At 67.7% G+C, this 11,354-nt stretch carries 10 protein-coding genes and 1 tRNA gene; 3 read left to right on the top strand and 8 right to left on the bottom strand.

Annotated elements, in window-relative coordinates:
- Positions 1-2: 2 nt before the first annotated feature.
- Positions 3-866 carry an ABC transporter substrate-binding protein gene (locus SROS_RS14360; protein WP_012889662.1) on the bottom strand — a complete coding sequence of 288 codons (864 nt, stop codon included), beginning with the start codon at positions 864-866 and terminating at the stop codon, positions 3-5.
- A gap of 561 nt (positions 867-1,427) precedes the next feature.
- Between SROS_RS14360 and SROS_RS14355 the strand changes: the two genes are divergently transcribed.
- Complete coding sequence (locus tag SROS_RS14355; RefSeq protein WP_012889661.1) at positions 1,428-1,988, top strand: DUF4352 domain-containing protein; 561 nt, start codon at positions 1,428-1,430, stop codon at positions 1,986-1,988.
- A 62-nt stretch (positions 1,989-2,050) separates the two neighbouring features.
- On the opposite strand, the gene SROS_RS14350 is transcribed toward SROS_RS14355, so the two are convergent.
- The 6 genes from SROS_RS14350 to SROS_RS14325 form a co-directional block, all read right to left on the bottom strand.
- A complete protein-coding gene (locus SROS_RS14350) occupies positions 2,051-2,821 on the bottom strand; it encodes an ABC transporter ATP-binding protein (protein WP_012889660.1) in 771 nt (256 codons plus the stop codon).
- The gene (locus SROS_RS14345; protein WP_012889659.1) at positions 2,811-3,626 is read right to left on the bottom strand and encodes an ABC transporter ATP-binding protein; all 816 of its coding nucleotides are present in this window, start codon (positions 3,624-3,626) and stop codon (positions 2,811-2,813) included. Before SROS_RS14345 ends, SROS_RS14350 begins: the two co-directional genes overlap by 11 nt.
- The gene (locus SROS_RS14340) at positions 3,623-4,792 is read right to left on the bottom strand and encodes a branched-chain amino acid ABC transporter permease (protein ID WP_012889658.1); all 1,170 of its coding nucleotides are present in this window, start codon (positions 4,790-4,792) and stop codon (positions 3,623-3,625) included. The genes SROS_RS14345 and SROS_RS14340 overlap by 4 nt, the downstream gene beginning before the upstream one ends.
- On the bottom strand, positions 4,789-5,757 hold the full coding sequence (locus SROS_RS14335) for a branched-chain amino acid ABC transporter permease (RefSeq protein WP_012889657.1): 969 nt from the start codon (positions 5,755-5,757) through the stop codon (positions 4,789-4,791). The genes SROS_RS14340 and SROS_RS14335 overlap by 4 nt, the downstream gene beginning before the upstream one ends.
- A gap of 157 nt (positions 5,758-5,914) precedes the next feature.
- A complete protein-coding gene (locus tag SROS_RS14330) occupies positions 5,915-7,087 on the bottom strand; it encodes a branched-chain amino acid ABC transporter substrate-binding protein (protein WP_245564637.1) in 1,173 nt (390 codons plus the stop codon).
- A gap of 358 nt (positions 7,088-7,445) precedes the next feature.
- On the bottom strand, positions 7,446-8,045 hold the full coding sequence (locus SROS_RS14325; RefSeq protein WP_012889655.1) for an ANTAR domain-containing response regulator: 600 nt from the start codon (positions 8,043-8,045) through the stop codon (positions 7,446-7,448).
- Positions 8,046-8,158: 113 nt separating this feature from the next.
- On the opposite strand from SROS_RS14325, the gene SROS_RS14320 reads away from it, so the two are divergent.
- Positions 8,159-8,231, top strand: a tRNA-Leu gene (locus SROS_RS14320).
- 201 nt (positions 8,232-8,432) lie between these two features.
- Positions 8,433-9,005, top strand: a complete 573-nt coding sequence (locus tag SROS_RS14315; protein WP_218919837.1) for a GNAT family N-acetyltransferase — start codon at positions 8,433-8,435, stop codon at positions 9,003-9,005.
- Between the two features lie 755 nt (positions 9,006-9,760).
- On the opposite strand, the gene pyk is transcribed toward SROS_RS14315, so the two are convergent.
- Positions 9,761-11,191, bottom strand: a complete 1,431-nt coding sequence (pyk, locus tag SROS_RS14310) for a pyruvate kinase (RefSeq protein ID WP_012889653.1) — start codon at positions 11,189-11,191, stop codon at positions 9,761-9,763.
- Positions 11,192-11,354: the final 163 nt, after the last annotated feature.

Here is an 11,354-nt window from a genome sequence, read left to right as displayed (position 1 = left end):
GATCAGCCGAGCTCGCCGGGCTTCTTGCCGAACCACTTCACGAAGATCTGATCGTAAGTGCCGTCCGACTTGGCGGTGGTGATCGCGTCGTTGATGGCCTTGAGCAGGACCGGGTCGGCGCCCTTCTTCAGGCCGACGCCGTACTGCTCGCCGGTGTCCAGGCTGCCGACCAGCTCGAACTTGTCGGCGATCTCCGGCTTCTTGAGCCAGGTCAGGACGACGGGCAGGTCCTGGACGATCACGTCGACCTGGCCGGACTGCAGGCCCAGGAGCTCCTTGGGAGAGTCGGCGAACTCCTTGGGGTTGAGCCCCTGCTTCTTGACATAGTCGAGGCCGGTGGTCGAGGCCTGGGCCCCGAGCTTGAGGTTCTTGGCCTTGATCTCCTCCAGCGTCTTGACGCCGGCGCCCTTCTTGGCCAGCAGCGCCTGCGTGGCGTCGAAGTAGGGCACGGAGAAGTCGATGTTCGCCTGGCGCTCCGGCGTGATGGTCATGCCCGCGGCGGCCACGTCGCACTTGCCCGCGGCCATCGCCGCGCCGCTCTTGATGACGGCGAAGTCGATGTCGACGATCTCCTGCGTCAGGCCGAGCTTCTTGGCCGCCAGGTCGACGATGTCGACGTCGAAGCCGACGACCTTGTCGCCCTCCTTGAACTGGAAGGGCTCGTACGGAAGGTTGGTGCAGGTGGTCAGCTTGCCGGGGGAGACCAGCTTGGGACCACCCGCGGCCGCGGGGGCGTTCGACGAGGCACCGTCACCCGTGTTCGCACCGGTGGTCTCACCACCGCCGCATGCGGACAGGCCGAGCGCGCCGGCGACGACCATCGCGCCCACTGCGAGCGCGCGACGGGAAACAAAACTCAGGCCCACGAAGGCCTCCTTACGGTCAATGTCGCATCTCGAACAGCTACCTCAGTGCTGGTGATGCTGCCCCACCTGCATGGCCATGCAGATCACCGATACGACACAATTCGGACAACAACCACGTGCGGAGTCGTCTGATCAATACCCTGTTCCAGGCATAGATCTTGACGCGCCCGTTCATCGAACGGTCAACGACTCCCCTTTGAGCCGACCGTCGCGGACCCGAACCGGTTGGGGTCGAGTCCTGGAACATGAAAATAGCCTATATCTGCACTTCAGGTAGGTTTCACCTCGCAGGCCGGGCGCACCGCGGGCCGGCCGCCGGGACGGCTCCCTCGCATCCGTGACACGGACTCGGGATGACTTCCCGTCAATTCTCTCAAAATCCGACAAATCTGACTAACATTCCCTTTTGGGGTCGAAGTACGGCCTGACGGCCACCGGCGACACCGCCGGACGGCCGCGGACGCCGCCCCGCGCCGGCCCCGCCCATCGCGTCCGGCGCGCCGCCATCGACTGTCACCGGCTCATTGAAAGCGGCGGCCCGACTCGGTTACGTTGCCCGATGTGCGAACCTCCCTGATACGGTTCACCGGGGCCGCCCTGTCCGGCGTGCTCCTCGTCGGCTGCACCGGGACCGGCCAGCCGCGATCCGCCGCTCCCTCGGCCACCCCCACCGCCACCTACGAGCTGGCCCCGCGCCCGGTCCGCCCCGGCGAGCGTCCGATCAACGCCGCACCCGTGACCGACAGCGACGGCCGCTTCCAGGTGATCGGCCTGCAGACGGGCCTGGGCATCCTGTTCGGCTCCCACGCCGAATGGCCGGCCAAAGGCCAGTACGTGGTCGTGCGCATCGTCGTGGAGAACCCCGCCCGCGCCAACTCCAGGTTCGACGCCAAGCGGCAGAAGCTCATCACCGCCGACGGCGCGGCCTACAGCATCGACAGGTTCGCGCAGGCCATCAAACGCCAGCCCGACACGCTCCCTCTCGGCGCCGGGGTCAGGATCGAGATGGACCTGTGGTTCGACATCCCCAAGAAGGCCAAGGTCGCCGCCGTCCGGCTGTTCGGCGAACCGTCACTCGGCATCCGCGGAAGCACCGACGGCGTCGAGGTCCCCCTGACCTGACGCCGGCGGGCCCGTCCCGCGCGGATGCGCGGGACGGACCCGGCGACGTCACTCGCTACGGCTCACGCCTGCTCGCCCGGCACGTCGCGGCTCTCCGCCCCGTCCCGCTCCGGCGGCGCGTCGTGACCGAGACCGCCGCCGAGATAGGCGGCCTGCACGTCGGGGTCGTCGAGCAGATCCGCGGCGGGCGCGCTCTTGACCACCTTCCCGGTCTCCAGCACATAGGCCCGGTGGGCGAGCTTCAGCGCCTGCTGGGCGTTCTGCTCCACCAGCAGCACCGTGGTGCCCCGCCGATTGATCTCCTCGATGATGGAGAAGATCTGCTGCACCATCAGCGGCGCCAGGCCCATCGACGGCTCGTCCAGCAGCAGGACCTTCGGCTTGGCCATCAGCGCCCGGCCGATGGCCAGCATCTGCTGCTCGCCGCCCGACATCGTGCCGCCCATCTGCGTCTTGCGCTCGGCCAGGCGCGGGAACAGCTCGAAGACCTCTGCCAGGTCGTCGCCGAAGTCCCCGGAGCGCGTGTAGGCGCCCATGAGCAGGTTGTCGTACACCGTCATGCCGGGGAAGACGCCCCGGCCCTCGGGCGCCTGTCCCAGGCCCGCCATGACCCGCTTGTGGCCGGGCAGCTTGCTGATGTCCTTGCCGTCGAAGGTGATGGTGCCCGACGACAGACCGCGCAGGCCCGAGATCGTCTTCAGGGTCGTGGTCTTGCCCGCCCCGTTCGCTCCGATGAGCGTGACGATCTCGCCCTCGTTCACCTCGACCGAGATGCCCTTGAGCGCCGCGATCTTGCCGTAGTGGACATGGATGTCCTTGATCTCAAGAAGCATCTGCGGGAGCCCCCAAATACGCCTCGACGACCCGGGGGTCGTTCCGCACCTCGTCCGGCAGACCGTCGGCGATCTTCTGGCCGAAGTCCAGCACCGCGATGCGGTCGCTGATGCCCATGATGAGGCTCATGTCGTGCTCGATGATCAGAATCGTCCGGCCGGCGTCCCGGATGTCCCTGATCAACTGCTGCAGCGCCACCTTCTCCGCCGGGTTCATACCGGCGGCCGGCTCGTCCAGCAGCAGCAGCTTCGGCTGGGTCGCCAGCGCGCGGGCGATCTCCAGCCGGCGCTGGTCACCGTAGGGCAGGTTCTTCGCGTGATCGTCGGCGCGGTGGGAGATGCCGACGAAGTCGAGCAGCTCCATCGCCAGCGCGCGGCCCTCACGCTCGGCCTTGCGGTGCCAGGGAAGCCCCAGCGCCACGCTGACCATGCCCGAGCGGTGATGCGCGTCCGCGCCCACCATGACGTTCTCGATAGCCGTCATGTTGTGGAACAGCCGGATGTTCTGGAACGTACGGGCGATTCCCCGCTTGGTGATCTTGAAGCGTTTGACGCCGCTGATCTTCTCGCCTTCGAAGCGGACCTGCCCCTCCGTCGGCTGGTAGACACCGGTGATCACGTTGAAGATCGTGGTCTTGCCGGCGCCGTTCGGGCCGATGAGAGCGAAGATCTCCCCCTCGTTGATGGTGAAGCTGACATCCTTCAGCGCCGTGACGCCGCCGAAGCGCATCACGACCCCCTGCAGCTCCAGCAGCGAGCGGGCACTGCGCTCCTGGCCGGCCCCTGCGCTCACCTCGGCGCTCACTTGGAGGCCACCTCCTCACCACGCGACTCCGGCCCGGGCACATCGGCACCGAGCGATCCCATCCCGCCTGTTCCCTCTTTCAGCTCCGCCTTGCGTTGACGCGACGGCAGCAACCCCTCAGGCCGGAAGATCATCAGCGCCACGAGCACCGCGCCGAAGATCAGCATGCGGTATTCCTGCAGGCCGCGGAAGCGCTCTGGCAGCCACGCCACCACGAACGCACCCAGCATGACGCCCGGCAGGTTGCCCGCGCCACCCATGACCACCGCGGCCAGGATCGTCGCCGACAGCAGGAACTGGAAGTCGTTCGGGTTGAGCGAGATGACCTTGGAGGCCCACAGCACGCCCATCGCGCCGCCGATCGAGGCGCCGATGGCGAACGCCAGCATCTTGAACCGGAACGTCGGCACGCCCATGACCTCGGCCGCGTCCTCGTCCTCGCGGATCGCCGCCCACGCGCGCCCGACCCGGCTCTTCTCCCAGCGCTTGACCAGGATGATCGCGACGACGGCCAGCGCGACCAGCAGGTAGTAGTAGGGCCGCGGGTCCAGCACGCCGTACTTGAAGATCTTCACCCCGAGGAGCTCGTAGACGTCGACGCCGAAGATGGTCAGCTCGTCGATGCTCGGGGGGTGCGGGATGCCGCGGATGCCGTTGGGGCCGCCGATCGCGTCGGTGTTGCGGGCGGTGATACGAATGATCTCACCGAAGCCCAGCGTGACGATCGCCAGATAGTCGCCGCGCAACCGCAGCGTCGGCCCGCCCAGAGTGATGCCCGACAGGGCGCAGATCCCGATGCCCACCACCAGGATCAGCCAGAAGTTCCAGCCGAGCCTGGTGCCGATCAACGCCATCGCGTAACCGCCCACGGCGTAGAAGGCGACGAAGCCGAGGTCCAGCAGGCCCGCCTGTCCGACTACCACGTTCAGGCCGATGGCCAGGATCACATAGGTGCCGATCGGGAAGAACAGGATGCTCGCCCAGTCGGTGTAGGGCGACATGAAGCCGCCGATGCTCTCCGACGGCAGCAGCAGGGCTCCGACGATCAGAGCCACGTAGAGGATCCATCGCTGCCAGCCGGGCGTGTTCAGCCAGCGGACGTGCATGGTGTCGCCGTACTGACCGAGCCGGTGACGGATGCCTGCCAGGGAATTCTTCTGGTTCATGCGCGCGCCTGCTGGAGTGATTCACCGAGAATTCCGGTGGGGCGGAACATCAGGACCAAGACGAGGATGGTGAAGGAGATCACGTGCTTCCAGTCGGAGCCGAAGAAGATGGCTCCGTAGTTCTCCACCAGGCCGAGCACGACCCCGCCGACCAGCGCACCCCGCAGGTTGCCGATGCCGCCCAGGACCGCCGCGGTGAACGCCTTGATACCGAAGAGGAATCCGATGTAGTAGTTCGTGTTCTCATACGAGATCAGGTAGAGCGCACCGGCCACTCCGGCCATACCGCCACCGATGAGGAACGTCATCCGGACAATCTTGTTGATGTCGACACCCATCAGAACCGCCGCCTCGGGGTTCTGCGCGGTGGCGCGGATACCACGGCCGATCTTCGTGCGGTTCACGAGCGCGTCGAGCGCGATCATCATGCCGATCGCCGCCACGATCACCAGCACCTGGTCGACGCGGACCGAATGACCGAAGATCGAGAAAAGCTCGGTCCGCTCCATCAGCCGGGGCAGGCCCATCTGGATACGGCCCTGCTGCGGACGGTTGAAAACCTCCGGGATCACCAGCAGGGCGAACAGCTCCTGCAGGAAGATCGAGGCGCCGATCGCGGAGATCAGAGCCGCGAGCCGGGAGGCCCCGCGCTTGCGCAGCGGCCGGTAGGCGATCTGCTCCAGGGCGATCGCGGTGCCCGCGGAGGCCAGCATGCCGGCCAGGATCATCGCGATGATCACGCCCACCAGGGCGAGACCCGTGAGCGCCGAGTTGATGCCGAGCACGAAGGGGACGAACATCGCCCCGAAGGTTCCGATCATGAACACTTCGGAGTGCGCAAAGTTGATCAGCCGCAGCACGCCGTACACCATGGTGTAACCGAGCGCGATCAGGGCGTAGATCGATCCGAAGGCCAAGCCGTCGATCGTGGCCGGCCAGAACTGATTGACGAAGTCATTGAGCACTAGGGGTTACCACTTCTAGCGGGGGTCGCCTGCACTGCCGGTAGCACACCGCTTCCAGCAGGGCCTCGTGGACTCTCTGGAAGAACACGAGGAGCGGGAACCCATCGCGGCGTTCCCGCTCCCGCGCGTCAACTACCTACTGTTCTCAAGGTGTCGGCTAGCCCAGCTTGGCCTCGGCGGCCTTGCCGAGCAGCGTGATGGCGCCGTCCTTGACCTGGTACATGTAAATGTCCTTGGCCTCGACCTCGCCGTTGGGGCCGAACTTCACCTGCTTGGAGACACCGGCCAGGTCAACGGTCCCGATGAAGGTGTTGATCTTGTCGGGGGTGGTGTTGCCGGCCTTGATGGCCTCGATGAAGACCGTCGCCGCGTCGTAGCCCTCGGCCGCGTAGATCGACGGGTCGGCGCTGAAGGCGGCCTTGTAGGCGTCGGCGAAGCCCTTCACCTTGGCGTCGGTGACGTCCGGCGTGGCGATGTAGCACGGGCAGCCGACGAGGGCGCCCTCGGCGTTCGGAGCACCCGCGCCGTCGATCAGGCCCCTGTCCAGCGAGCCGTCACCGGAGAAGAACTTCGCGTCCTTCACACCCTTGTCGCGGAGCTGCTTGAGCAGGTTGCCGGCCGCGGCGTAGTAACCACCGAAGAAGATCGCGTCCGGCTTGGCCGCGGCGACCTTGTTGACCACCGAGGAGAAGTCGCTCTCCGCCGGGTCGAGCGAGTCGTCGGTGACCTTGGCGCCCTTGCTGGTGAGCTGGGTGCGGACCGCGTCGGCCAGGGGCTTGCCGTACTCCGACTTGTCGTCGATCACGAAGACGTTCTTCGCGGCGGCGGCGCCCGCGATGAAGTCCGCGATGCCGGGACCCTGGACGCTGTCGTTCGGCAGAATGCGGTGCCAGAACTTCCAGCCGTTCTCGGCGAGCTTGGTGTTGGTCGCCGAGGCGGTGATGCTGGGGATCGCCGCCTCCTCGAGCACCGGGCCCACCTGGGCCGACTCACCCGAGAACGCCGGGCCGATCATGCTGGCGACCTTGTCGGTCTTGATGGCCTGCTGGGCCAGCGCGACGGCCTTGGAGGGGTCGCCCTGGCTGTCGTATTCCACCAGCTCGACCTTCACGGCCGGGTTGGTCTTGTTGTACTCGTCGATGACGAGCTTCGCACCATTCCTCGGCGGGATGACGATGCCGGCGTTGGGGCCGGTCAGGTCGCCCATGAAGCCGATCTTGACGGTGCCGGAAGCGGCAGCGCTGGAGCCGCCGTCCGCCGGCTTGGCCTCCGTGCCGCCGTCACCACAGGCAGCGAGACCGAGGGTGAGCGCCACACCGGCAGCGAGCACTCCACCGAGGCGAGCAGTCTTAGGCCGCAAGGTTGCCTTCCTTTCGCCAGTCCCGCTTCAGGACCGGGTTCACAGATGCCCTCCCCTGGCGGAGTGGCCAGGGGGTTGTGTCGGTTAGTACAGCCAGCGGATGTTACGGGTCGATACAGGAGAGCCTCCCGTTATCGTTTCGTTACAACACCGATTCTTTTCGGCTACCACGGCAAAACCCATGGTCATTGGCAACCTAGCGCTCTCTCGATGATCACTCCGAGTACGCGAAAGCCCACGCATCCCCCTTGACTCAAGGTAATACGCGGGCTTGTCAAGAAGCAGACCGGGCACCGTACGGCGCGGCGGAACGCGGCGGGCGCCCCCCTCAGGCCTCCTCGGCCTCAGCGGGACCAGGCGTCCCGTCCAGCACGACCTGCGCCACCTGGCGCATGCTCAACCTGCGATCCATCGACGCCTTCTGGATCCACCGGAACGCCTGCGGCTCGCTCCAGCCGTGCTGCTCCATGAGCCGCCCCTTGGCCCGCTCGACCAGCTTGCGCGTCTCCAGCCGCTCCGAGAGCGTCCCGACCTCCCGCTCCAGTGCGGCGATCTCCTCGTGCCTGCTGACCGCCATCTCGATCGCCGGGACGAGGTCGGACTTGGTGAACGGCTTGACCAGATAGGCCATCGCCCCGGCGTCCCGGGCCCGCTCGACCAGATCCCGCTGCGAGAAGGCGGTGAGGATCAGGCACGGCGCGATCCGCTGCGACACGATCTGCTCGGCGGCCGAGATCCCGTCCAGGATGGGCATCTTCACATCCAGGATCACCAGATCCGGCCGATGCTCCAGCGCCAGCTTGACCGCGGCCTCCCCGTCCCCGGCCTCGCCGACGACGGCATATCCGTCTTCTTCCAGCATCTCCTTGAGATCGAGGCGGATCAGCGCCTCGTCTTCCGCGATCACTACTCGCCGCTGCGTACTCACGAGCAAGAGAGTACCGATGTCCGCTAGATTAGGACCACGCCGGTGCCTGTAACTGATCCAGTTCTGGGTAAGCTCACAGCCGCCATACACAATCTGGACAAGTCCAGAAATAGGCCCCGATATCCCAACGGCAGAGGAAATGGTCTCAAACACCATCTAGTGTGGGTTCGAATCCCACTCGGGGCACAGACAGCCGCCCAGCATTCGCCGGGCGGTTTTTTCATGCCCACCCTCCTCGCTCTCCGTGTGCGGACCATCACCTTTCATGGAAGTCCCCGACATCTCGCAGACCCGGCCGGATGGCCGGTGGGGGCGTGGGGGGCGGGAGCGGGGGTCGAGTAGGTTCCTGGGGAGGGACGAGTCGGGAGTTGACGGCATGGGTGAGCGGTGAGGGGCGCCGAGGAGGATCGCGGCGGTGTCGCGGTGAGCTTCCCCGGCGAGCTCCGGCTGAGCGGGCACGGCCTGGTGCTCCGGGAGTGGGACGACGGTGATCTGCCGGCGATGGTGGGGCTGTTCGACGACCCCGAGGTGGCCTACTGGACGCCGCTGATCTCGCCGTTCGATCTGAACGCCGCGCAGGTCTATCTCAAGAGGGCCCGGGAGCGGCGGACGGCGGGGCAGCGGGTCCAGCTCGCCATCACCGTCGACGGCCGGGAGCCCCTGGGTGAGGTTCTGCTGATGCTGACCGAGCCGGGCCTGGACGTCGCGGAGATCGGCTACGTCGTGGGGGCGGCGCATCGGGGGCGGGGCCTGGCGGCGCGGGCCGTGCGGGTGATGACGGACTTCGCCCACGACACGGTGGGCGTCGTCCAGCTGCTGCTGGAGATCGAGGCGGGCAATGCCGCGAGCGCGGCGGTCGCGCGCGCGGCGGGCTACCACCTGACCGACGTGCCGCCGATCCCCGGCGAGGACAAGGGCCGCCCGCTGTTCCTGCAGACATGGGCGTACGGCTGCGCGTAGCCCGGTACGGCTCCGGCAGGTGCCGCCGCCCGCCGTGGGAACGGAGAATCAGGCCCGTCATCGCGCGCCGAGGACCCCGCCGAACTTCTCGACCGGGCCTTCGCCGTGCTCGCCCCGGCGTTGGACGCCGTCGAACCGCAGGCCTCCGGTGCAGGTGCGTCGCGGTAGATGAGTGAGCTGCTTCCACAGCCGTCCGGCAGACGCCGGAACCCTCGTCCGGCGCAACGGGCCGACCGAGGGCGGAGATCAAAGATCGAGGTAAGGCCGGCATCCCCTTCCGGAAGGCCACGGGAGGGTTGACGCTCGGAGCGGCGCCCGAAGCCCCCTTCGCCGGGCCGGCCCCGGTGGCCGACGCAGATCCGCCACCGGGACCGGAGGCTGCCGCCGTCCCGGGATCATCAGAGGCATCGATTACCCCGGGAACACCTTCCGAAACGGGAGTGCCACCGGATCAGCCATCTGGACCGGGACCGGCGGGCACGGTGATGACGGAGCCGCCGCGGGGAGCGCGCCGTCCAGCCGGTCGAGCACGACCAGGCCCCCAGGGGGCCTGAGAGCGGCCAGAGCCGTGTCCGCGCGGGTGACCGCCGGTCGGCACCGGCCCGGCCTCAGCGCCCGGCATGCTGCCCTTCACAGCCTCACGGCCGCCCGTCACGGCGGTGGCCGCCTCCGCCGTCACGCTGGACGATCGTCAGGGGCCTCACATGCCGGTACGGCCACCGCCCATGGGCGGTGGCCGTACCGGCAGGAGGATCTCAGGCGGGGTGGGAGACCGCCGAGCCGATGGTGTGGACGCGCAGGGCGTTGGTGGAACCGGCGGTGCCGGGAGGCGAGCCGGCGACGATGACGACCTTGTCGCCCTTCTCCAGCCGCGCGTTGGCCAGCAGGGAGGCCTCGACCTGGCGGACCATGTCGTCGGTGTGGTGGACGAACGGCACCTCGAAGGTCTCCACACCCCACGTCAGCGCGAGCTGGCAGCGGACGTGCGGGGAGGAGGTGAAGGCCAGCAGCGGGATCGGCGAGCGGTAGCGCGCCAGGCGGCGGGCGGTCTCACCGGACATGGTGAACGCGACCAGGGCCTTGGCCCCGACGATGGCGCCGACCTCGGCGGCGGCACGGGCGATGGCCCCGCCGGTGGTCTCCGGCAGCCGGTCCAGGCTGTGGGTGGCCTGCAGCGAGGTCTTCTCCGCGGTGGTCGCGATGCGGCTCATGGTCTGCACGGACTCGATGGGGTAGTTGCCGACCGAGGTCTCGCCGGAGAGCATGACCGCGTCGGCGCCGTCCATGACCGCGTAGGCGACGTCGGAGGCCTCGGCCCGGGTGGGGCGCGGTGAGCTGATCATCGAGTCGAGCATCTGGGTGGCGACGATGACCGGGCGGGCCTTCTCGCGGCAGAGCTCGATGGCGCGCTTCTGGACGATCGGCACCTCTTCGAGGGGCAGCTCGACGCCGAGGTCGCCGCGGGCGACCATGATGCCGTCGAAGGCCTCGATGATCTCGGGCAGCCGCTCCACGGCCTGCGGCTTCTCGATCTTGGCGAGCAGCGGGAGGCGGACGGCCTCCTGCTCCATGATGTTGCGCACCACGTCGGCATCGGAGGGACGGCGGACGAAGGAGAGCGCGATGAGGTCGAACCCGGTGCGCAGGGCCCAGCGGAGGTCGGTCTCGTCCTTGTCGGTGAGGGCGGGCGCGCTGACGTTGACGCCGGGCAGGTTGAGGCCCTTGTTGTCGGAGATCATGCCGCCGATGATCACCCGGGTGGTGACGCGCGGGCCGTCGACCCTGGTCACCTCCAGGTGGACGCGGCCGTCGTCGACGAGGATGCTGTCGCCCGGGCGGACGTCGTTGGGCAGGCCGAGGTAGGTCGTGGAGACCTGCTCCCGGTCCCCGGGGACCTCCTCGGTGGTGACGGTGAAGACGTCACCGAAGCCGAGACGGACCGGCCCCTCCTCGAACTTGCCCACCCGGATCTTGGGGCCCTGCAGGTCGGCCAGCACGCCTACGCCGCGGCCGAGCTCGGCGGCGGCCTCCCTCACCCTGTCGTAGACCTCCTTGTGCAGCTCGTGGCTGCCATGGCTGAGGTTGAAACGGGCCACGTCCATGCCCGCGGCGATGAGCTCGCGGAGGCGTTCGGGAGAGGAGGTGGCAGGGCCGAGAGTACAGACGATTTTTGCGCGACGGGTCACGGGTCCCACCCTAATTGGTACAGACCACTCGGTTGTTACGTTGGCCGTAGCACCGATGAAAAACTCGGTGACATTACGCTACCTCCGGTGACCCGGAGACAGCGAACCGCCCCGTGACCCGGAGACGGCGAATCGCCCCTTGACCAGGAGACGGCGGACCGCC

Origin of the sequence: Streptosporangium roseum DSM 43021 (assembly GCF_000024865.1) — a bacterium.
Lineage (GTDB): Bacteria > Actinomycetota > Actinomycetes > Streptosporangiales > Streptosporangiaceae > Streptosporangium > Streptosporangium roseum.
The sequence above is the reverse complement of the archived record's forward strand: the minus strand, read 5'-3'. Positions and strand labels throughout refer to the sequence as shown.